Origin of the sequence: Pseudomonas sp. P9_2, from assembly GCF_034008255.1 — a bacterium.
In the GTDB taxonomy this organism is placed as follows: Bacteria; Pseudomonadota; Gammaproteobacteria; order Pseudomonadales; family Pseudomonadaceae; genus Aquipseudomonas; species Aquipseudomonas synxantha_A.
In genome coordinates this window covers 5,380,931-5,404,864 of the sequence record NZ_CP125376.1, presented here as the reverse complement: position 1 = coordinate 5,404,864, position 23,934 = coordinate 5,380,931, and the positions used below count along the sequence as shown (strand labels likewise).

Sequence of the window (23,934 nt, the reverse complement as noted above, 5' to 3'; positions counted from 1 at the left end):
GCTCAAACTCCTCTGGCCTGGAACAAGCGCTGCCCCGCAGCAGCGAGCGGTTCGCCCGCGTCAGGCCATACCTCCAGCAACTCAAAACCTGCGACCTGCAAGGCCTGGCGCCACGCGTCGACGGCCATGAAAGCTTCATCGCCAGCACGCAGCGGCGCATCGGCCGGCGGCGACAGCAACAGGTGCATGAAGGTCAGCATCGCCGGGTTGTCGGCGATGGATTCACTGAACAGCAAGGCGCCCCCATCGCGCAGGCTGGTGCGGATCTGGCCGAGGCAGTCGGGCAGGTCGCGGGCGTTGTGCAGCGCGTTGCCGGCAATCACCAGGTCTTGGCTGCGGGGCGCTATGCCCTGGTCGCTGAAGCGGCGATTGAGATCGAGCAGGCCGAACTGCATCCCCGGCTCAAGACGAAACTGACGCTGGGCCGCACTGGTGAACAGCGAGCTGATGTCGGTAAAGCGATAATCCTTCTCGCGTTCTTGCAGCGCCGTCAGCACCGTAGTGGTGGTGCAACCGGCGCCGCCACCCAGTTCCAGCACCTGCAGCGGCCCGGCAGCGGCGCTGACTTGCCGCGCCCGGGTGCCCAAAGCGTGATTGACCGCCGCAGTGAAGTGGTTGTGCTGGTAGGCGCCCATCACCTTCACCGGGTCCCCGCCAAGCATCAGCAAATGGGTGAGGGTGAATTGATCGCGCAGCAGGTCGGGCAGGCATTCGATCACTTGGGTATGCAGGCGCGCCATGCTGTCTGGAAAGCCCAATGCGGCATACAGGCGCGGCAGTTCACCCACTTGCGGGTCATCAGGGGGCACTGGCCAACCCAGGCGTTTACCTTCCTCGTGCAGCAGGCCTGCACGGGTCAACGCGGCCAGCCAGCGGCGTACCACCCAGGCATGGCGGGCCGCCGTGCCCAGGGCCTGGTTGATGTGCTCGGCAGTGCGCCACGCCTGCAACGGCAACGCCTGGCTGTGCAGTAACACCTGGGCCATCACGCCCAGGCTCAAGTCTTCCAGCTCGTTCAGGGCGGTGTTCATAGGCAACCTTCTTGGGCGACATGCAGTTGATCGAGCGGGCCGTGCAACAGGTTCAGGCTACGAATCGCCGAGGTGCACAGCAGGCGCTCCAGGCTGGCGGCGGGCGGCAGGGCCTGGGCCGCTTCATGGCAGCCGGCGCTGATCTCTCCCTCCACCACGCTGATCACCGTGATCGCGGCCATGGCTGCGGTGAGCGCCGCATTGCCTGCGCCACTGAGCACCAGGCTGCGGGTCCGGACCTCGCTATCGTGCAGGCCCTCCAGTTGCAGCAGCAGGGTGACGAAGGGCGCCTGGCCGCTGAGATCCAGGCGGCTGGCTTCGCACAAGCGCTGCACCGCTTCTGCCCTTGGCATGCCGTGAGCCCGGTCAAACGCCTTGAGCACGTAGCCGTCGGTGATCACGTTGAACCACTGGCCGACGTCCAGGTTCAGGGCCATGGCCAGGCGTTCACCCTCAAGGTTCAGGTAGGGCAGCAGGTGGACCGGGCCGGGAAAACACGGCACCGACACCTCGCGCCGGCGTCGCAGTGCGCGGCTGCGACGCCCGTGTTGCCAGGCCGCCAGCGGTTCGCTGCTGCCGTCCACCGCACCGTGCAAAAAGTCGTCGGCAGCCACGGCGGTGAAGTGATCGCGCAAGCCGAAATAGCTGGTCAGGCTGCGCACCTGGGTGAACGCCTGCTCGGCCAGCCAGCGCGGCAGCAGGCCGGTGAGGCCCGGTTGCAGGCCTGCGCCTAATACTGCGCAGCGGCCACGCCATTGGGCGGGGTCGAGGTGCATATGACCGGCGGCGTCGACGTAATGGGCGTCGGCCTGCAATGCTGCCTGCGCGGCCCGGTCCTGCACGCGCCACGAGGGGCCCGCGCAGTTGAGCAGCACATCGCAACCACGGGCGAAGGTGGCCAAAGCCTGGGCATCGTTGAAGTCCACTGCGGCCCATTGCAAACGGGCTTGGGGCCACTGCTGCTGGAGAACCTGCACGCAGTGCGCGCCCTTGGCGGCATCGCGCCCGCCCAGGCGCAGATCGTTCACTCCCAGCGTCAACAACGCCTTGGCGCTGGCCAGCCCCACGTCGCCACTGGCGCCCAACACCCCGATCAGCATGGCTGCGCCTCGGCTTTCAAGCGCCAGCCGCCGGCGCGCTGGCGGTCATGCCAGAACCCGGCGTAGCGACCGTTTTGGGCAAGTAATTGTGCGTGCGTCCCCGATTCCACCAATCGGCCTTCATCCAGCACCAGTATCTGGTCGGCGGCCATGATGGTGGGCAGGCGGTGGGCGATCACCAGCACTGTGGCGTTTTTCATCAGGGCGTGAATCGCCGTCTGCACGAAGGCTTCGTTGTGCGGGTCCAGGGCAGCCGTGGCTTCATCCAGCAGTACGATGGGCGCACGTTTGAGCAGGGCCCGGGCCAGGGATACCCGTTGGCGTTCGCCGCCGGACAGCGCTGCGCCGCCTTCGCCTACCGGGGTGTTCCAGCCCTGGGGCAGGCGCGCGACGATTTCATCCACACCGGCCAATCGCGCCGCTTCGGCCACTTGCTCGGCGCTGGCGTCCGGGTTGCCGACGCGGATGTTGGCCTCCAGGCTGTCGTCGAACAGGTAGACGTCCTGCATCACCAGGGACAACTGCGCCATCAGCGCTGCGTTGGACAGTTCGCGTACGTCTACACCGCCAACCCTGACGCTGCCCTCGCTGGCATCGAAAAAGCGCATCAACAAGCGGGTGACAGTGGTTTTGCCCGAGCCCGAGGCGCCGACAATCGCGGTCATCGAATGCGCCGGTGCGCTGAAGGTCAGGTTATGCAGCACCTTTGGCCCGCTGGGGTAGCCGAAGCTGACCTTGTCGAAGGCCAGGGTGCCGGGTGCCGTCAGCGGTTGGCTCACCGCGGGCTCCGGCAGCGGCGGCTCGCGCAGGATACCCACCAGTTGCTCCAGGTCGTTCGCGGCCATGCGTAACAGACCACTGCGCGCCGCCGCTTCGGCCAGCGGCCCGACAAAACGTGCCGCCAGCGCGAGCAAGGCGACCAACTGGATGGCGTCGATTTCGCCATGGGCGGCCAGGGCGATGCCTACGCCCACCAGCAACGCAAACGCCAGTTGCACGGTCAGGCCACCGGCCAGCAACTTGGGAAAGGTCTGCGACAGCATCGAGCCGCCCGCGTGTTTCTGCGCCAGGTTGGCGGCCTGCAATGGCGCGTAGCCGTCCTGGGTGCGACCAAAGGCGCGCAGCACTGGCTGGTAGCGGGCGAACTCGACCACGCGGTTACCGGCCAGAGTCGCGGCGGCTTCCACGCGCGCATCATTGCTGCCGATGGCGGCGGCCGACCAGTGATGGGTGAAGTAGATCAGCGGCGCGCACAATGCGGCGGTCAGGCCCAGGCGCCAGTCGAACACGAACAGGGTCAGCGCCACGGTAGCCGGCACTACCACGCCAGACACCACCGGCCCAAGGTAATGGGCAAACAAGCCGGTGACCATCAGCGTGCCGCTGGTGGCACTGCGCGACAGACGCCCGACCTTCTCGGAGTTGAACCAGCCCAGCGGCAGGCTGACCAGATGCTGGCCAAGGCGGTCATGCAAGGTGGTCAACACCAGCAGCGCCAGGGCAAAGCCCTTCATGGCCTGCTGGTAATGGGCGATGCAGGTCAGCACCACCATCGCCGCCAGGCCAGCCAGCCAGAGGGACGCGCGGTGCAGGTCACCGGCAAACAGCGCGTGCAGGATCGGCACCAGCAACGCCACGGCCATCCCTTGCAACACGGCACTGGTCACCAGCCAGGCGAGGTAGCGGTACAGGCGTGCGGCGTGGGCCGGGCCCAATAAAGTCACGAGGCTGCGGATCACAAGGACATCTCCAGGTCGGGGGCGGTGGTTTCGGTGCCGGCGCGCCACAGGCGGGCATAGGTGCCGTTCGCCGCCAGCAATTGCTCGTGAGTACCGTTTTCCAGCACGCGGCCCTGGTCGAGCACCACGATCTGGTCGACGCCGCAGATACTCGCCAGACGGTGGGCAATCACCAGTACCGTGCGGCCGCGGGCCAGGGCAGAGAGGGCATCCTGGATCAGCGCTTCGGACTCGGGGTCGGCGTGGGAGGTGGCTTCATCGAGGATCAGCACCGGCGTATCGGCCAGCAGCGTGCGAGCGATGGACAAGCGCTGGGCTTCACCGCCGGAAAAAATCGCGTCTTCGCCGATCACCGACTGATAGCCGCGGGGCAGCGCGCGGATGCGTTGATGAATCTGCGCGGAGCGTGCCGCGGCCTCGACGTCGGCATCGCTGGCCTCGGGGCGGCCCAGGCGCAGATTGTCGGCGACGGTGCCGTGCACCAGTTGCGCGTCCTGCAACACAAAGCCCACGTGTTGATACAGCTGGCGCGGGTCAATCTCGCGCACATCCACACCACCCACGCAGACCCGCCCGGCGTTGACGTCGTGAAAGCGCGGCACCAACTTGGCCAGGGTCGATTTGCCCGCGCCGGAGGCACCCACCAGCGCAGTGACGCTGCCGGCCGGGCAGTGCAGGTCGATGCCATTGAGGATCAGGTGCTCGGGGTCATAGCCGAACTGTACCTGTTCAAAACGAATATCACTGCCCTGGGGCATCCTGCACACCTTGGGCGTGGGCAGTTCCTCAACCTCAAGCAGCGCCTCGATGCGGTCGGCGGCCGCGAGTGCAGTGCGCTGGGCGGTGAGGCTCTGGTTGATTACCAGCAACGACTGCGGAATCACCACGGCTACCAGGGTTTCGGCGAACAACTCCAGCGCTGTAATCCAACCCTGGGCCAGCAACAGGCTGCCCACCCCCAGGCTCACCAACAGAATTACCGGCACGCTCAGGGCCATCGATGAAAACGCTTCCAGGCGCAGCAGCGGCCGCACCCAGCCAGCGTATTGCGTGCTGAACTGGTCGACCGCCTGCTGATAGCTGCGATGGGCCTGGCCCACCTGGCCGAACGCCTTGACCACGGCAATGCCGTGGACAAACTCGACAATCGCCGCGCTGACCCGGGTCATGCTCTTGTCGAGCAACTGCATCTTGGCGCCGAAGCCGCGCATCATCAGGCTGTAGGCCACCGCGTAGATCGGCAGGGTCAGCACCGCCAGCAGCGCCAGGCGCCAGTTCAATGTGGCCAACCAGATCAGCCCTGCCAGCGGGGTGACTATCGCCGCCGTCACTTCCACTGCGTGATGGGCAACCAGGTGGTGCAGGTCTTCCAGGTCGTCCTGCACCACTTTGCGCACCGCGCCGGAGGTGGTGTCGGTGTACCAGCCCAGCGGCACGCGCCCCAGCTTGCGCACCATGGCTTCGCGCAAGCTCGATTGCAGGCGGTGGTCGGCCAGGTGGGTCAGCCACAGCGCGACGCCGCTGGCCATCCAGCCAAGGCTCAGGGCGACCACTACCAGCGCCGCCCACAGCCACAACGTGTGGCTGTGGGCATTGCCGGCCAGCAGCAAGCGGCCCAGTTCGGTCAGGCCGATAAAGGGCACCAGGTTAACCAGTGCGCCGACGGCGGCGAATACCACACCGAGGCGGATCAGGCGGTTGACCGGGCGTTTGAGGGTATCGAGTGCGGTGCTCATGAGTTTTTCCGAAGGGCCTCAAGCAGGTGCGCGGTGACGGTATGCACGTGGGGTGGCTCGATCACGCTGAAGTGGTTGCCCGGCACGTCGATCAGGTTGAATTGGCCCAGGCACGCGTCCTCCCAGAACGGCGCCGCCAGATGGCCGACGCCGCCGGTGATCCCGAACGATTGCTGCTCCAGGCAGCGCAGGTAGGTCATGTTGCCGAGGAACGGCGGCGGATCGAACCGTGCCGCCCGCATACTGTGGCGGCATACGCGGAACAGCGTGGGCACCAGCTCCGGGCCGATGGGCACCCCGGCCTGGCCGGACGCCAGGCGCGCATACTCGGCCAGGCGTTCTTCCTGGCTGCGCGCCGACTGTTGCTGCACCGCCAATGCCAGCGCCTCCAGGCCCGGGTCGCCGCCCAAGGCAGCCATGGCCCCGGCGGGTACGCGGCGGTTGTCGCGGGCCATCAGCAGGTCGATGGCGCGGTACACGTCGTAGTCTTCGATATGCGCGCCGAACACGGTCTTTACCGGGTCCAGGTTGAGGTTGGGCACGAAGATCGCCTCATAGGCCAGCTCTTCGTCGGTGTCGATAAACATCGGGATGCTGTCGATCAGGCTCAGGTCCACCACCTCCATGCCACGTTCCAGCAGGCGCCGGGCGACTTCGGTGGCGAGCAGGCCGCCCAGGCAGTAGCCGATCAACTGGAAGCGCTGATGGCCGTCGGCGATCAAGCGTTCGGTGTAGTCCTGGGCCACGCTTTCGATCAGGCGCTTGGGTTCCAGGGCCAGGTACTGCGCGGTGTCGGCCACCGCAAAACCGATCACCGGGCCGGCCTGCTGAGCCGCGAGTGAGCGGCCCAGGTGTTGGAAATAGTCGAGGGTGCCGAGGGCCGCGTGGAACATCACCCGCACCGGGCCGACGTCGCCGCCGCCAAAGGACACCACCAACGCATTGCTGTTGGATGAACGCTGGGATTGGCCGGGATTGACCGCAGACGGTGCGCTTTCACCATGGCTGAGCAGGCGCGCCAGTGCGCTGACAGTCGGCTCGTTGAGCATCTGCCGCAACAGGGTGTCGTAGCTCAGGCGTTGCGCCTGGGGCAGTTGTTCGCGCAACTGGCCGGCGACCCGGGCGAGGATCAGCGAGTCGGCGCCTTTTTCGTAGAAGCTGTCGTCGGCGCCGATCTGCGCCAGGCCCAGGGCCTCGGCCCACACTTGGCACAGCTGCGCGGTGAGTGGGTCACTGGGTACCTGCTCGCTGCTGGCGGCTTGGGTATCCTCGGCGGGGCGCCAACGGGCCAGAGTCTTGCGGTCGACCTTGCCGTTGGCGGTCAAGGGCAGGCGGTCGAGTACTTGCACATGCGCCGGCAGCATGTAGTCCGGCAGGCGTTGCGCGAGGGCGCGGCGCAGGCTGTCGACGCTCAGGCGCTGGAACCCGGCCTTGAAGCGTGCGGCGAACACTTGCATACCCAGGGCCGCCAGCGGGTGGTCGGCGTGGGGCAGGGCCGGCAGGCTTTCGCCGCCGAATGCCTGGATACGCTCACGCCAGGTGTCGGCGCTGCACAAGCCGCTGCGGCCTTGGTCGTGATCGCTGCCTGACGGCGTCATCATGAAGCCCTGGGTCAGCAGAATCGGCGGCCATTCGCCGGTCGGCTCGCTGAACACCAGCCAGCCACCCGGGCTGAGCAGTTCGGTGATCTGGCCGAGGGCGTTGTCGATGTCCTTGACGCTGTTGAGCATGCCCGCGCACAGCACGATATCCACGCTGTTGCTGGCCAAGCCCTGGGGGCGGATGGGCTGATCGATGTCCAGCACGCCATAACGCACCCAGGCGTGGTCGGCAAAGCGTTGCCTGGCCGCCGGCAGGAAAAACGCGGTCATGTCGGTGAACAGGTAATCCACTTCGAGCCCATCGAGCAGGCTGATCACCGGCGCACTGGTAGCGCCGGTGCCCGCGCCGATTTCGAGGATGCGCAGCGGGCCGTCGCCTTCGTGGTGGGTAGCAAGGCGGTTGATCAGCGCAGCGATGCTGTGGTTGTTGTAGCGCGACACGGCATCCCCGCCATACAGCTGCAATGCCAGGTCTTGCTCGCCCTGAGGGAACAACAGGTCGAACGGGTTGACCTCGCCGCGCAGCAGTTTCTGCAGTTGCCCGACGTGGTTGAGCTGGTAGTCGAGCAGCGTCTGGCTGCACAGCCCGGATGCGACCGCCTGTTCCACCCGGCCCCAGGCCAGCGCCGGGTTTGGCGCGCTGTCGAGCAGGCGATAGCGGGACTGTTCACGGTGCAACAGGCCCGCGTCACACAAGGCCGCGAGCCAGCGCCGCACCAGCCAGTGATGGCGGGGCTGCGCTTGCAGGGCCTGCAGGATGGTGGGTGCATCCGGTTCGGCCCACGCGCCGCTGAATAGATTGGCCTTGAGCATCACGTCCAGCATCGAACTCAACGCTGCGCCACTGAGGTCCGCCTGATAGTCGCGTACCTGTTGGGGGTCAAAGCTGCCGACCTGGCTGTCGGCGTAGCGCTGCACCGCCGTCAGCAACGGCGCACCGGGTAGCGGTTCGGGCTCGGCCCGCGCAGGCGTGACGAAGGCCAGCAGTTCGTCGCTGAACAGGCTGACCGCGCTGTCCACGCCCGGGGTGGAGAGCAGTGCGGCGTCGATTTCGCCCAGTTCCACCCGATGTCCACGGATCTTGACCTGGCCGTCGTTACGGCCGAGGAACTCCAGTTCACCCCCCGGCAGATAGCGGCCACGGTCACCGGTGCGGTACAGGCGCTGACCGTCGAGCGGGTGTGCAAAGAAGCGTGCCTCAGTCAACGCCGGGTCGCCCAGGTAACCCTGGGCCAGGCCGACGCCGGTGATGTACAGGTCACCCGGCACCCAGGTCGGCACGTCGCGCCATTGGTTGTCCAGCACGCGAAAGCCCTGGTTGGCCAGCGGCAAGCCGTAGGGAATGCTGCGCCACGCGGGGTCAATTGCGCCGATGGGGTGCAGGTTGGACCAGATCGAGGCCTCGGTGGCGCCGCCCAGAGCCACCAGGGCCAGGCCCGGCAACAGCGCGTGCAGTTGCGGCGCCAGGTTCAGCGCGATCCAGTCACCCGACAACAACGCCAGGCGCAGGCTGTCCAGAGGGCGCGGCTCGGCTTGCAGGTAGTGGGCCAGCATCTGCAATTGCGCCGGTACCGAGTTCCACAGCGTCACCTGATGGCGCTGCACCAGCTCGGCCCAGTGCGACGGGTCGGCGCCGCGTGCCGGGTCGGGCAGCACCACGGTGCCGCCCACCGCGAGGGGGCCGAACAGGTCATACACCGACAAATCGAAGCTCAGTTGCGCCAGGCCCAGCACGCGGTCGGCGGCGTTGACCGCAAAGCGCCGGTTGATGTCCTGCACGGTATTGAGCGCAGCGCGATGGCTGATCATCACGCCCTTGGGTTCACCGGTGGAGCCGGAGGTGTAGATCACATAAGCGAGATCGTCGGGGCTGCCGTGCGGTGCCGGGAAGTCCGATGGGGTCAGCGCCAGTTGATCCACTTCATGCCAGTGCAAGCCCTCGGGCAATGGCGTATGGGGCAGGGCCTGGGAATGGCCGAGCACGTGACGCACCTTGGCGCTGTGCAGCACGCGGTCGCGGCGGGCGGCCGGGGCATGGCTGTCCAGAGGCAGGTAGGCGGCGCCGGCCAGGAGCACGCCGTAGGCCGCCACCACTTGGTCACGGCCCTTGGGCATCAGAATCGCCACCGGTTCCTGGGCGCGGCAACCGGCGGCGCTGAGGGCAGCAGCGACTGCCAAGGCACGCTCCATCAGGGCGGCGTAGGTCAGGCTGCCGTGGGCATCGATCACTGCCAGGGCCTGCGGCTGTTCCCAGGCCATGCTCAGCAGGCCGTCATGCAGGCGGCCGGTGGGCAGCGGCGCGGCGGTGGCATTGGCGGCCAGGCGCTCACGTTGTTGCCAGGCCGGCAACGGCACTTGCATGGGGTGGTACCAGGCGGCCGGGTCGAGGGCCAGTAACTGCAACTCGGCGACGAATGCCTGCTGCATGTCTTCGATCAGGCCGTCGGGGAACACGCCTTGGCGCACATCCCAGTGGATGTGCAAACCCTGCGCGTCGTCCATTACCTGGCAGTCGAGGGTCACCTGCGGAGTTTGGGTGATGCCGTGGCCGACCTGTCGCTGGCTGGCGGGCGGTGGTTCGATCGCCAGGCCGATAGCACTGGTGAACACCACCGGCATGGACGCCGCTTCACGCCCGCGCCGGCGACCGATTTCGCGCATCACCTGGATGCCGGAAAACAGCCGGTGCTCCAGGTCGGCAAACAGTTGATTGCCCAGTTGGCGTGCCTGGCTGGTGAAATCCTGGCCCTGGGGATCCTTGACCTGCAGCAGGCTGACCGAGGTGAAATCCCCCACCAGTTGACCCACTTGCGGATGCAGCGGCAAGCGGTTGAGCAGTGTCAGATTGAGGCTGAAGGTGGGTTGCTGGCTCCAGCGTTGCAAGGTGCCGACGTAGGCGCTGAGCACCACGATGGACGGGGTGAGGCCGAGGGCGCCGGCGGCTCTTTTCAAGGCTGCCCATGGCTGCGCGTTGAGTTGGGCCCAGTGGCGCTGGAAGCGTGGCACGCTGGTGTCTTCGCCGCTCAGGGGCGTCGGCAGTTGCGGGGCGGGGGGCAGTTCATCGATACGCGCCAGCCAGTAGTCACCGTCGCGTTGGTGGCGGCTGCCTTCGAGCAGGCCCCGTTCGGCCAGCAGGTAGTCGCGAAAGGTGATGTCCAGGTTGGGCAAGCTGGCCTGGGGGTCATGCAGTAGCTGTTCCAGCTCATTGAACAGCAGTTGCGCGCTGGCCCAGTCGGCGATCAATGAGTCCATGGAGAAGTGCAGGGTGTCGCCGCTGTCGCTGCGGCTCAGGCGCAATTCGAACAGCGGCCAGATATCGGTAGGGTAGAGCTTCTGTTCCATGGCCTCACGTATCTGCTGCACGGCGTGCTGGTGCTGTTCACGAGTGGCGCCGCGCAGGTCGGCGACTTCCACCGGGTAATGGGCGACTTCGGCCAGCACGCGCTGGGAGCCTTCGCTGGCGATCACCGCGCGCAGCATGTCGTGCCGGGCAATCAGGCGGTTCCAGGCGTGTTCGACCTGCTGCGGGTCGAGGCTCGGCCAGCTCAGTTCGAGGTAACCGTGGCAGGCCACGTTGCCGTAGCCGAATGATGACTGGCGGCCGAGCAGGTAGGCGTTCTGCACATCGGTGAGCGGGAACGGCGCGTGGCGTTGTGCCGGGTCGGCCATCACCTGGGGCCGCTCCTGGGTTTGCAGCAGGTGCAGGATCTGCTGCTTATGCTCGCGCAGTTGCGCCAGGCGCTCGGCGTCAAGCAGGCCCTGGGGCGCGCGGAATTTGAGTTGGCCATCCTGGGGCCAGAGTTCGACGCCCAGGGACTTGAGTTCGCTTAACAGTTTGGCGGCGGGCATGGGGGCAGCTCCTGGGATAAGGGCAGGTTGCGCGGGCATCAGATGACGCCCTCTTCAACGGTGTGCGGGGTGGGTTGGCGCTCGACGGCGTGGGCCACTTCCATCAGGCTGGCGGCGCTGAACAACTGGCCCATGGGCAGTTCCAGGCCAGCATGGCTGCGCAGCATTTCGAGAAACCGCGTGGCCAGCAGGCTGTCGCCGCCCAGGCGAAAAAAGTTGTCATGGCGCGACACGCTGGGCACGTTGAGCAACTGCTGCCACAGCTCGGCGACCAGTTGTTCTGCGGCGCTCAGCGGGGCTTCATCCACGGCGCAGTGGGACCGGGCAGCTGCCGCCAATGGCGCAAGCAAGGCACGGCGATCCACCTTGCCATTGCTGCTCAGGGGCAAGTGTTCCAGCACCAGGATCTGTTCCGGGCGCATATAGGCGGGCAGGCATTGCACCAGGTGCTTGGCCAGCACCTCGGCGCAGGTGCTGGCGGTGACAGCAGCCAGCAGGCGCTGATCCTCGACCAGCACCACGGCACGGTTCACGCAGGGATGACGGGCCAGCGCGGCTTCGATTTCCCCCAGCTCGATACGATGGCCGTGAATCTTCACCTGGGTGTCGGCACGCCCGAGAAACTCCAGCAACCCACCCGGGTGGTAGCGGCCCAGGTCGCCGGTGCGGTACCAACCCTCGACAAAGCGCTCGGCATTCAATTGCGGTGCATGGCGATAGCCGCGTGCGACGCCGCTGCCGCCAATCCACAACTCGCCCGTGACCCAGTCCGGGCAGTCGCGGCCAAGGGCGTCGACCACGCGGTAAGCCTGGTTCGCCAGCGGCACGCCGTAGGGGATCGAGCGCCAGCCGGGCAACAGTTGCCGTACCTCGTAATTGTTGGACCAGATCGCCGCTTCGGTGGCGCCACCCAGGGCGATAAAGCGGCAATCCGGGGCTTGTTGGCGCAGGCGTTGTGGCAGGTCGAGGCCGATCCAGTCGCCTGATAGCAGGGCCACCTTCAGCGCCAGGGGTTGGCGCTCAAGGGCGTTGGCCTCCAGCAGCATGTCGAGCAGCGCCGGCACGCTGTTCCACAGGCTCACGCGGTGGTGTCGCAGGGCCTTGAGCCAGGCGCGGGCATCGCGGCGCTGGTCTTCGTCGATCAACACCAGGGCGGCGCCCACCGAGAGCAGGCCGAACACGTCATACACCGACAGGTCGAAGTCCAGCGCCGACAGCGCCAGGCCCCGGTCCGACGCGTCGATGCCGTAGCAGCGGTTGATCTCGGCCACGGTGTTCATGGCGGCGCGGTGGGTGATTTCCACGCCCTTGGGCTGGCCGGTGGAGCCGGAGGTGTAAATCACGTAGGCCAGTTGGTTGGTGCACACGGCCAGCGGTGCCAATAGCGGTTCGGCGCTTTGTGCCTGGGACGGCTTGAGATGCTTGACGCCTGGCAGCTGTGGGTCGTGCTCGGCGAGGATCAGGCTGACGCCGGCCTGTTGCAGGATGCGCTGGCAACGCTGCAACGGTTGGTCGACACCCACTGGCAGGTAGGCGGCGCCGGCGGCCAGCACGCCCAATACACTCGCAATCTGTTGCGGGCCCTTGGCCAGGGAGACCGCCACCAGGTCACCGGCTGCCACCCCTGCGTCCATCAGGCTACGGGCGATGCGCAACGCCCGTTCGGCCAGTTCGCCGTAGCTCAGGCTGCCATGCTCACCCCACAACAGCGCAGGGCGGTGCGGGGCCTGGTGGGCGTGTTGGAAAAATCCCTGGTGCAAGGTCGGATCACCCGGCACGCCGGGGCCGGGAGCATTCAGGCGGGCGCGCAGTTGCGCCTGGGCCAGGGGCAGCAAGTCTGGCGGCGCGTCGTCCCAGGCGTGTTCGGCCAGCCAGTGGAGGCTTCGCAGGTAGGCGTCGAACATGGCTTCGACCAGCCCCTCGGGGAACAGGCCGACCACGCGGTCCCAGTTCAGGGCGATGCCGCCGTCGGCTTCCACCACCTGATGATCGAGCCATACCTGTGGGGTTTGGGTCAGGCCGAATACCTGCCGGGCGAACGGCCCGTCTACCGGTGCGGCGGTGCCATCCGGCACCCCCAGGGCACTGGTGAAGACCACCGGCATGTTGACCTGCTGTTCGCCGCGTTGCCGCGCCAGTTGACGCAGCAAGCTCACCGAACCGATGCAGCGGTGTTCCAGCGCATCGCCGAGCTGCTGCTGGGTGCGCCGTGCGCGGTCGATCCAGCGTTCGCCGACCTTGGGCGCATAGCCGAGCAGGGTCAGGGAGGTGAAATCGCCCATCACCTGATCGATCTGCGGATGCACCGGCCGGCGGTCAAACAGGGTCAGGTTGAGACTCAGGTCGGGGCGCGCACTCCAGCGCCCGAGGGTTTCGGCAAACGCGCAGAGCAGTACCGCCGAAGCGGTCAGGCCGTGGTGCTGGGCCTTGGCCAGGATCGCTTGCCAGGCATCGGCCTTGACCTGCCCTTGCAGGCGCTCGAAGCGCGGTTGGCCCAGGTTGGCGGGGTCGGTTGCCAGGGGCAGTTGCGGGTGCGGCGGCAACGTGGGCAGGCGTTCCTGCCAGAACTGTTGCGCGGCGTGCAATTCGTCAGGTTCCACACGGGATTGCACTTGATAGTCGCGAAATGAAAGCTGCAGCGGTGCCTGGGCCAGCGTCGGCTCGCGGTACAGCGCGTCGAGTTCGGCATAGAAACGCAGGATGCTCAGGGCATCAAGAATCAGGTTGTCCAGGCTGATCGCCAGCCGCGTGTGCCGGCCCTGGGTCACGGCCTGCACATCGAACAGCGGCCATTGGGCGGGATCGAACACGCGGTGGGCACAGTGTTCGCGCAGGTCTTCAAGGCAGGCGTAGCGCTGGCCGATCACGAAGGTGGGCACCTGGGGGAGGATGCGTGCCTGGCCTGTGTGGTCGAACACCGTGCGCAGCGTTTCGTGGCGTTCGATCAGGCGTGCCAATGCGTGTTGCAGGCGTGGCAGGTCGAGGTCTTCGACGTCGTATTCGCGGTAGAAGTGGCAGCTCACGCCGCCCAATACCAGGCTGGGGTCGCGGCCCAGCCAGTAGGCTTGCTGCACCTCGGTCATGGGGAAGGGCGCGTGACGTTGGTCGAGGTCCGGTACCACGGTGCGTTGTGTTTCGGCCAGGGCCTGTTGATGCAGGCCTGTGCAGAACTGCGCCAGCACCGGCTTGGCAAACACCTGGGCGATCCGTGCGCCCCCCAGCCCTTGTTCGGCCAGCAGGCGCACCAGGCGCGTGGCGCTCAGGGAGTCGCCACCGAGGGCAAAGAAGTTGTGCTCACGGCAGACCTCGCCACAGCCGAGCAATTGCTGCCAGGCGCGGGCCACCTGTTGTTCGATGGCTCCGCAGGGTGGCGACAGCTGGGCAGGGACGGCGCTGCTGTGGTCGGCCAGCCAGCCGTTGAGTGCGTTGCGATCCACCTTGCCATTGCTTGTCAGGGGCCACTGCGCGCAGCCGAGGATCAGGCTGGGAATCATATAGGCCGGCAGGCGCTCGGCCAGGTCCGGCAGCTCCAGCACTGTGGGCTGCACCGGGCCATTTGCAAGGCGCACCACCGCTGCCAGGTGCTGGCCGACCAGCAGCGCCACCGCCTGTTCGACGCCGGGGCACGCCAGCAGCGCCTGTTCTACTTCACCGGCTTCGATGCGGTAGCCATGCAATTTGAGTTGGAAGTCAGTGCGCCCCAGAAACTCGACCGTGCCGTCGGGGTGGTAGCGCGCACTGTCGCCGGTGCGGTACCAACGCAGGCCCTGGTACTGCACAAATCGTTCGGCGCTGCGTACCGGGTCGCCACGGTAACCCTCGGCCACCCCGGCGCCACCGATCCACAGTTCACCGGCCACCCAATCCGGGCAGTCATGGCCATGCCGGTCGACGATGCGCAGGCTGACGTTATCCAGCGGCTTGCCGTAGGGCAGGCAATGCCAGTGCAGTGCCTGGCCGGGGGCGGCTTCGAACAGCGTCGAGTGAATCGCCGCTTCCGTTGCGCCGCCCAGGGCCATGAAGCGGCAACCGGGCGCCTGGGCCCACAGACGTGGCGCCAACTGCGGCGCGACCTTGTCACCACCGAGCAATACAGCGCGCAGGGGCAGCGGGGCGTCGGCGCAACCCAGCAACATGTCGAGCAGCGCCGGCACGCAATTGAGCACAGTGGCGCGGTGCTGCACGGCCAGTTCACGCCAGCGTGGGGCGTCGCGTTGCGCTTGGGGTTCGATCAGGATCACCGCCGCGCCGTTGGCCAGCGCGGCAAACAGGTCAAACACCGACAGGTCGAATTCCAGCGCGGAGAGCGCCAGGATTCGGTCTTCGCCATTGAGCTGCAAACGCCGTTGCAGGTCTTCCAGGGTGTTGGCTGCGGCCAGGTGGCTGACCTCCACGCCCTTGGGCTCACCGGTGGAACCGGAGGTGTAAAGAACATAGGCCAGGTCGCTGATCGCACCGGGGCGCGGCGCCTGCAACGCGGTGTCGGCGTGCGGCAAGCGGGTGAGCAGCAAGCGTGCGCCGGACGACTGGCAGATCTTGCGGCAACGCGCCTCGGGCTGGTCGGCGCCGATGGGCAGGTAGGTGGCGCTGCACGCCAGGATGCCCAGCACGGCGATCACCTGCTCGGGGCCTTTGGGCAGTTGCAACGCCACGATGTCACCGCGCTGCACGCCCTGGCCTTCGAGGTAGGCGGCGACGGCGAGGGCTCGCTCGGCCAGCTCGCCGTAGCTGATGATGTGGTTGCCGTGCAGCAGTGCGGGCCGGGCGGGCGTCAACTGCGCCTGGGGGAAAAAACCTTCGTGCAGGCGTGTCACCGGTAATGCTGTGCGCTGGCCTTGGGTGGCGCAGCGTACGTCAAGCTGGCTGGCGGGAAGCAGCGCCGGCACCGTCTGATCCCAGGCCGCAGCATCATGGCACAGGCGCTGCAACAGGCCGGTATAGGCATCGAACAGGCCACCGAGCACACCCTCGGCGAACAACCCTTCGCGGGCGTCGAGGTTGACCAGAATGCCGCCGTCCAGCTCGGTGACCTGGGCGTCCAGCCACACCTGAGGGCCCTGGGAAATGATCCAGGCCGGCTGGCCGAAACTCTCCTGCACGCCCTCGGCGAACAGTTCCCCCAGGCCCAGCGCGCTGGTGTACACCACCGGCGCCAGCACTTGCTCGCCGCGATGGCGGGACAGTTCACGCAACACCTCCAGGCCGGAAAACGCACTGTGTGCGGCATCGCCATGAAAGCGTCGTTGCAGCGCTGTGGCTCGGGCGGCGAAGGTGCCGGTCATGCGGCCGTCCCAGGCCAGCAGGATCGAGGAAGTGAAGTCGCCGACCAGGCGCTCGACATCGGTATGCAAAGGCACACGGTTGAACAGCGGCAGGTTGAGCAGCAGCTCAGGCGTCTCGCACCAGGCGCCAAGGGCTTCGCAAAACACCGCGGCCAGTGCCATGGCCGGGGTCAGGGCGTGCTCGCGGGCGTGGCGTTCGAACGCCTGGCGTTGGGACGCCGACAACCAGTGGTGACGGCGGCGCACTTGGCGCTCATCGCCCTGGCTCTTGATGGGCAAGCGTGGGGCGCCGGGCAAGGCGTCCAGGCGCTGCAACCAGTAGTCGCGGGCGTGTCGATGGCGCTCGCGGTGCTCGGGGCTGGCGTGCTCCAGGCGCAGGTCGGCCAGGTAACGGGGGAAGCTGTAATCCAGCGCGGGCAGCGGCTGTAGGCGGTACAACTGCACCAGGTCGCCGAGCAGGGTACGCAGGCTCAAGGCGTCGGCGGCGAGCATGTCGAGGTTCAGGTGCAGGCGCGTGCCCTGGGGCAACAGTGATAACTGGATGTCCAGCACCTGGCCGTGTTCCACGGCCAACTGGCGATGGGAAAGTTCGGCGCGCAAGGCGTGCAGATGGTGTTGCCGCTGTTCGGCATCGGCCTGGCGCAGGTCATGCACTTTAAGCCCCGGCCATGGACTGCGGGGCAGGATCTGCTGGCGGCCATCGTCGAGGAATTGCGCCCGCAACATGGGGTGGCGGGCCAACAAGGCGTGCACGGCGGCTTCCAGGCGGGCCGGGTCAACGTCGTGACCGTCGAATTCGTTATAGAAGTGTGCAGCCACACCGCCCAGTGCCTGGCCAGGGGCACGGCCGATCCAGTAAGCATGTTGCATGGGGGCCAGTTCGAAGGGCTGGCCATCGTCGGCGCTGTGACTGACGGGCGCGGCAGGAGCCGGCGCGGTGTCGAGCAGGGCCAGCCAGGCGCACAGGCGCGGGTCGGCCACCAGCTCGGCGAAACGTGCGGCCAGACCCTGGCGCCGCCATTGGCCGGCCAGGCGGATCAGGGTGACCGAATCCAGGCCCCATTCGATCAGGTTGGCCTCCAGAGGGATCTGCTCGGCAGGCTGTCCCAGGGCTTCGGACAGGGAACGGCGCAGCAGGGTTAGGGTTGAGGTGCTGGGAGTGGCCATGGCTCAACGTCTTCTCATCGCTAGGGCCCGGACCGGCGTTGGCCCAGGCGCTGAGGGGCAGGTAATTGCGTGGAAGGAGATGCTAGTCATTCTCATTGTCTCGACTACCCGGATCGAATCGTTTTTGCCCCGTATCCGTTTCCCTCGCGCGGTTTCGGGCGTGTGAGGGGTGGGGCATAACGCCGATCAGCGTGCGGGATACGGTTGGAAAATGACTTGAATCGGGTAGAGCCGCGCCGCCGCCCTTGACTACCGTCGCTCGCCGCCCTTTTGCAGGGCTTGTCCTTGAGGGAGTTGTGGATGTCAGTCGATTCGGGTTTGCAGGTGCGCGGTTTGTGCAAGCGCTACAACAATGGCGTTGAGGCGCTGCGCGGTGTTGACCTGAATGTGGGGCCGGGCATGTACGGTTTGCTCGGCCCCAATGGCGCGGGCAAAAGCAGCCTGATGCGCACCCTGGCGACCTTGCAGCAGCCGGACGCCGGCAGCATCCACCTGGATGGTGTGGATGTGTTGGCCGATGCCGGGCATTTGCGTCGTCGCCTGGGTTACTTGCCACAGCAGCTGGGGGCGTATCCGGGAGTGAGTGCACGGGATTTGCTTGATCGGTTTGCCTGGCTCAAGGGGCGTACCGACACTCGCCAGCGCCGCGAGGAAGTCGAGGGCTTGCTGGCCAAGGTCAACCTGCAGGAAGCCGCGCACCGGGCGTTGGCCACGTATTCGGGCGGCATGTTGCGTCGCTTCGGCATTGCCATGGCCTTGATCGGCTCGCCGCGCTTGCTGATCGTCGATGAGCCGACCGCCGGTCTCGACCCGGCCGAGCGCAACCGTTTTCACCGGGTGTTGGCGGATGTGGCGGCCGAGTCCATCGTGTTGCTTTCGACCCATATCGTTGAAGACGTCGAGAACCTGTGCAGCCGCCTGGCGGTGCTGGCCGCTGGGCAGATTATTGTCGAAGGGCGCCCGGCGGATTTGCTCGATGCTGAGCAGGGCCGTTTATGGGAGGCGTCGTTCGGCCGTGGTGAGCCGCTGCCCGACGCCTTGCATGTGGCGGCGAGCCCCGACGGCAGCCGCGTGATCGTGCACGGCGAACGTCCGGCTGACCCGCGCTTCAGGCCCCACGCGCCGCGCCTGGAAGACATCTATTACCTGGCGCTGGCCCAGGCTGGCGAGGCAGTCGCGGCATGAATACCTTTGCTCTCTTGATGCGCGAGGCCTGGGTGCAAGTGCGCGCCGGACTGCGCAGCGGCATTCCACTCCTGGTGTTCCTGGGCCTCACCGGCTATTTGCTGATGTCCCTGACCAATGCCGACTATGTGCAGAAAATGGGCGCCAGCGACATCGCACGCAATGCGCCGAGCCTGATCTACCTGATGTCGTGCGGTTGCATGTTTTTCCTGTTTTTCGCCTGGGCCTGGGTGTTCGCCCAACCGGCACTGCGCGACCGCAAGGCGCAATTGGAAGAGGTGCTGCTGGCCTTGCCGCTGTCGCTGCCGGCGCTGCTGTGGGGGCGCTTTATCGGCGCGGCGCTGGTGGGTGGCTTGCTCGCCGGTTCGCTGATCGTGGGCTTTCTGGTCAGCCCGGTACTGGGCTGGCTCGGCTGGGTGCCGGCCGCGAGTATCGGTGCACCGATGTGGTCGGCGCTGGGGTTTGCCTGGGTTGCGTTGCTGTTGCCGGTCAGCACCGGGGTTGGGGCCTTGTATTACCTGCTGGCCTTGCGCAGCCGTGGCCTGGCGGCACCGTTTGGGTTGGCGACGGTGTTGATGCTGCTGTGGATGTTTGCCGTGGTGGTGCTCAAGGGTGGACATATCAACCCGCTGTTGGCTGCCAGCCTGGACCCGTCGTTGTTCACCTTTGCCCAGGCCCAGGTCGAGACCTGGAGCGCCGCGCAGAAATCCCAATCGCTGTTGGCCTTGACCCCGGGGTTCTGGCTTAACCGGCTGTTGTGGTGCGTTGTGCCGCTGCTGTTATTGGCCGCGGTATTGGCCCGCACCACGCGCCAGGGCTTGATGGGCAAACGCAGCGGGGCAGTGCTGGCGGAGCCGCCGATGTTACTGACAGACGCAGTGACCTTGCCCGGCCCGCTGACCCGTAGCCAATGGTCGCGCGCGCTGTGGCATGAGGCACGTTGGCAGGTACGCCAGCTGTTTGCCCGGCGCCTCTGGTGGGTGGCGCTCGGCTTGCTGTTGGTGATGGGCGTGCTCAGTGGCTTTGTCCACGGCGTGTGGCATGCGCGGGGGCCGATGGTGCCCCGGGCGGACCTGACCCTGCCGTTGTTGTCGAGTGCGTTGTTCCTGGTGATCGCCTTTATCGTAGCGGCGCTGGTTGGGCTGGTGTGCCGGCGCGATGACGTCGAAGGGTTTGGCGCTATGTTGCAGGCAACTGCGGCCCCGGCGTGGTTGCGATTGCTGGGGCGGGTGGCTTGTGTGCTGCTGGCGACCCTGACGCTTGCGCTGGTGCCGGGCCTGGCCAGCTTGCTGATCAGTGCGATTGCCGCGCCCGATAGCCTGGCGCCGGGCTTTGTGCTGGTGTATCAGGCGTTGGTGTTCGCGCCTCCATTGGTGGAGCTGGCGATGCTCACAGTGCTGGTGCATGCGCTGATCCGCCGATCCGGGCTGGCGTATGCCACCTCGATGCTGCTGACGTTTTTTCTGGTACTCAACCATGAGTTGGGCCTGGTCACCTATCCGGCCTATGCCATGGCGATTCCTGCGCATGTGGGCGTGTCGCTGCTGACCGGTTGGGCGCCGTGGCTGGCGTTTCTGACGACCTTGGCCGGTTGGAAACTGGCCGGTTGCCTGGTCATGCTCGCGATCGCGGCACTGGCCTTGCCCCGTGGGCCGGAGCGTCGTCGATTGAGCGACGTGCGCCGCGGTTTGCTCGGCTTGCCCGGTGTGTTGCTGGCTCTGGGTGCTGTCGGCTTGCTTGGCAGCGGCGTGTTGTTGCAGCGGCATCTGGTGGAGCAGGGCGATTACCAGTCTGTCGCCGAGCAGCGCGCTGAACGCGCCGATTGGGAGCGGCGCTGGCTGCCCGGGGCGAGTGCCTGGCAGGTGGCGGGCGGGCAGTTGCAGGTGCAGGTCGATTCGGCCGCCCGGCAGGTGGTGGGGCAGTGGACGTTGGATGGGGTGCTCACTACCGGCCTCGATGCCGAGTTGCCACCGGGGATGCAGGTGACCGCGGTCAGCGTGATGGGGCGCCCCGTTGTGTTTGAACACGCCACCGAGCACCTGCGGGTGCCGTTGGAGGGGTGCGCAGCAAGCGGTTGTCAGGTGGTGTTGAACTGGACGGTGAGTGCTGACGGCTGGCCTGCCGAAGGTGAAGCATTCTGGCTTGGGCCTCAGGGTGTGTGGCTGCAAGCGCACCGTGTGGTGCCACGCTTGGGCCTGGACAGCGAGCGATTGTTGCGGGCACCGGCCCAGCGCAGCGAAGCCGGGTTGCCGACAGCGGTGCCCCGGTTGCCGATGGGCGCTGCGGTGGCGGTGGATGCCGTCGCACCGGCCGGGCATTGGCAATGGCAGCTTGAGGTCGATGGCCAGGCCTTTAGCGGCAGCAGTGAGGGGCCGCTGGACTTTGCCTATGCCACGTCGGCTCAGAAGGATATCAGCCGCGAGCATACCGCCCGTGAAGTGCAGGAGGACCTGGGCGCGATGAGCGCCTGTGTGGCGCGGCGCCTGGGTAGCCGTCCCGGCGTCGAACAACTGAGCCAGTGGCCTGTCGGCATGGGTGCCAGCCGTCTGAGTCATGGCCATTTACTGCTTGGCCAGTCACCCAATTGGGACGTGGCGCCGGTAGGCGTCGGGCGCTGGACGCGCCGTGCCCATATCGCCGAACTGCTTGCCCGCCAATCGCTGGTCGAGGCGAGCAACCTGCGCCAAACCCCCGGCTACCTGTGGCTCAGCCAGGGTGTGGCAGGTGCGCTGGGCCTGCTGTGTGTGGAGGACATCGACGGTGCTGATGCCCGTGCAGCGCTGGTCAAGCTGATGGCCGACGACCTGACTCGTGCCCTGGGCAATGACGGTGAGCCCGTCGGCACCCTGGCCGATGCCCGCGAACAGGGGTGGGCCGCCAGTTATGCCGCACTGGTCAGCCTTGACTGGGTCGCCGGGCAAACTCCGGAACAGCTCACGGCGCTGACCGCCGATGTCCGTAACGGCCAGGGATGGCCAACCGCGATCCAGGGCCTGCTGGGCGCGCCCTCTGATCCTGTGATTGCCGCCGCGCTCAAGCGCTGGGGGCCTGTGCAATGAAGTTGAATCATCCCTGTCTTTTGGAGCTTTGCCATGTCATCTGAACTGTCTATCCAGCCGCTGCGTCGTCCTTTCGGTTGGCGCGCCAACGTATTGACCCAAGCCATGGCGCTGACCTTGTCCAGCCAGATGTGCACGGCCTATGCTGCTGACTATCAACCCGCCGCCAGTAGCGAGACCATCGAGCTGGCGCCGGTGACAGTCAGTGCGCGGTTGAACCAGGAAAGTGCCAAGGACATTCCATTCGGTCTCTCGGTGCTTGATGGGAAAACGCTTGAGACCCGGCGGTTACGCACCCTGGAAGATGCCTTGCGTACCACGCCGGGGGTGGATGTGAACTCCTGGGGCGGCGCCAACGATGCCAACGTGCGCATCCGCGGGGTCGGCTCGCTGAACCAGATGAGCATGGATGACGGCTCGGTGGTGCTGAACGTGGACGGCGTGCCGATGTCAGTGCGCAACGCGGCAATGGCCACCCTCGACGTGCAGCAAGTGGAAGTGCTCAAGGGGCCGCAAGGCACGCTGTTCGGACGTAACAGCGAGGCCGGCGCGATTAACGTCACCACCCGCAAACCCACCCGTGAGTTGGAAGGCTATGTGCGCGGCGAGGTGGGCAATCAGGGCCAGTTCATGACCGAGGGCGCGGTAGGCGGGCCGCTGACCGAGTCCCTGGCCGGGCGACTTGCCGTGCGGCGCAGCGGCTTTGATAACTGGGTCGATGACCAGCAGGATGGCGACCCCCTGACCAAACCCCGCGACCTGGCATTGCGCGGCAGCCTGTTGTGGGACAACGATGAAGGCACCACCGGCCTGCTGACCGTCGAGCGCCAGCGCGCCGATCATTATGCCGGCTCGGAGATCCTGCGCCCGTTCGGCAATCGCCCTAGCCTCGATTACACCCCGGGTACGTTCAACGGCAACAAGAAGACCAACGAGCGTTATTCCTTCGAGCTCAACCATGACCTGGCCCAGGCCCGGATCACCTCGATCAGCGCCTACACCAGCACCGACTTCAATGCGGTCAAGGGTTATGACCGCAACATCACCCAGGCGCTGTATGGTCAACCGTTTGAATACCTGATCGAAGACTCGGCCCACGAGCGGGTCTGGAGCCAGGACCTGCGCCTGGGTTCGCTGGCGGATGCCGAGGTGTTCTGGGTGACCGGGGTGAACCTGTCGCGCTCCGAGCGCAGCTTTGACTCCAACAACTTCACCAACGGCGCGAAGCAGTTGCGCGACTTCACCACCAACAGTTATGCCGCCTACGGCGAAGTCACCTTCCCGATTGCCGAAGACTGGAAACTCACCACCGGCCTGCGCCACACCTGGGACCGCAAGACCTACGGCGCCGACTACAGCGGTGGCGGCAAGCTGGTCAGCGACAGCCGACGCTTGCAGGACGACTACAACACCGGGCGCGTGGCCCTGAGCTACGCGTGGACACCGCAGACCAACCTGTATGCGGTGCTGTCGCGGGGTTACAAGTCAGCCGGGTTCAACGACTACGCCACCTCGATCAGGGACAGCGAACCCTACAAGGCAGCCAAGGTGAACTCCGCCGAGGTCGGCTTCAAGCATGAAAGCGAAGGCGGTGCACTGAGCCTGGAGGGCGCGTTGTTCATTACGCGTGTGCAGGATGATCACTTGCTGGGTTATGACTTCACGTCCCTGGCAGTCAGCGCAGTGAATGCTGATACCCGCAGCAAAGGCGCCGAGTTGTCGAGCACCTGGCATGTCACCGATGAACTGACCCTGGGCAGCGCCATCAGCTACACCAACGCGGTGGTCACCTCGGATGCGCCAGGTGTGTCCGGTGGTGATGTGGCCAAGGGCAGCCGCGTGCCGGATGTGCCGTTGTGGAGTGGCAACTTCAGCGTGGCCTGGAAGAAACCCCTGGGCGAACTGTTGGGCTTGCCGGCGCCGCGCTTGAATACCTTGCTCAATTATCGCATCCAGAAAAACCGCCCGGCGGATCCGCAGAACCACTACGACCTCAAGGGGTATGCCAAGCTGGACTTGCACCTTGGAGTAGAGAGTGGGGGGTCGGAAGTATATCTGTGGGGTGATAACTTGCTGGATGCGCAGTATGACCTGTATGGCTCGTATTCCACTGATACGGTGCTGACCGGGATGCCGGGGCGCGGGCGTTCGGCGGGGGTGGGGTATAGCTATCAGTTCTGAGGCA

Annotated in this window: 9 protein-coding genes; 3 read left to right on the top strand and 6 right to left on the bottom strand. The window is 66.3% G+C overall.

The genetic code is table 11. The features are described from left to right. Positions 1-2: 2 nt before the first annotated feature. The 6 genes from QMK52_RS23725 to QMK52_RS23700 are packed head-to-tail and all read right to left on the bottom strand — an operon-like array spanning position 3 to position 17,505. On the bottom strand, positions 3-1,031 hold the full coding sequence (locus QMK52_RS23725; protein WP_320403522.1) for a class I SAM-dependent methyltransferase: 1,029 nt from the start codon (positions 1,029-1,031) through the stop codon (positions 3-5). Further along, positions 1,028-2,131 carry a saccharopine dehydrogenase NADP-binding domain-containing protein gene (locus tag QMK52_RS23720; RefSeq protein ID WP_320403521.1) on the bottom strand — a complete coding sequence of 368 codons (1,104 nt, stop codon included), beginning with the start codon at positions 2,129-2,131 and terminating at the stop codon, positions 1,028-1,030. The genes QMK52_RS23725 and QMK52_RS23720 overlap by 4 nt, the downstream gene beginning before the upstream one ends. Beyond that, complete coding sequence (locus tag QMK52_RS23715; protein ID WP_320403520.1) at positions 2,125-3,870, bottom strand: ABC transporter ATP-binding protein; 1,746 nt, start codon at positions 3,868-3,870, stop codon at positions 2,125-2,127. The genes QMK52_RS23720 and QMK52_RS23715 overlap by 7 nt, the downstream gene beginning before the upstream one ends. Next, positions 3,867-5,606: an ABC transporter ATP-binding protein gene (locus QMK52_RS23710; protein WP_320403519.1), complete on the bottom strand. Its 1,740-nt coding sequence runs from the start codon at positions 5,604-5,606 to the stop codon at positions 3,867-3,869. The genes QMK52_RS23715 and QMK52_RS23710 overlap by 4 nt, the downstream gene beginning before the upstream one ends. Further along, entirely contained in the window at positions 5,603-11,056 is a 5,454-nt protein-coding gene (locus QMK52_RS23705) for a non-ribosomal peptide synthetase (RefSeq protein ID WP_320403518.1), read from the bottom strand. The genes QMK52_RS23710 and QMK52_RS23705 overlap by 4 nt, the downstream gene beginning before the upstream one ends. Before the next feature lie 38 nt (positions 11,057-11,094). Next, positions 11,095-17,505, bottom strand: a complete 6,411-nt coding sequence (locus tag QMK52_RS23700) for a non-ribosomal peptide synthetase (RefSeq protein ID WP_320403517.1) — start codon at positions 17,503-17,505, stop codon at positions 11,095-11,097. Between the two features lie 300 nt (positions 17,506-17,805). Here QMK52_RS23700 and QMK52_RS23695 point away from each other — a divergent pair, with 300 nt between their 5' ends. Genes QMK52_RS23695 through QMK52_RS23685 form a run of 3 tightly spaced genes read left to right on the top strand, consistent with a single transcriptional unit; the run spans position 17,806 to position 23,930 of the window. Further along, entirely contained in the window at positions 17,806-18,690 is an 885-nt protein-coding gene (locus tag QMK52_RS23695; protein WP_320403516.1) for an ABC transporter ATP-binding protein, read from the top strand. Continuing rightward, positions 18,687-21,749: a hypothetical protein gene (locus QMK52_RS23690; protein ID WP_320403515.1), complete on the top strand. Its 3,063-nt coding sequence runs from the start codon at positions 18,687-18,689 to the stop codon at positions 21,747-21,749. Before QMK52_RS23695 ends, QMK52_RS23690 begins: the two co-directional genes overlap by 4 nt. A 33-nt stretch (positions 21,750-21,782) precedes the next feature. Next, positions 21,783-23,930 (top strand): TonB-dependent receptor, encoded by a 2,148-nt coding sequence (locus tag QMK52_RS23685; RefSeq protein WP_320403514.1) that lies wholly within the window; start codon positions 21,783-21,785, stop codon positions 23,928-23,930. Positions 23,931-23,934 lie beyond the last annotated feature (4 nt).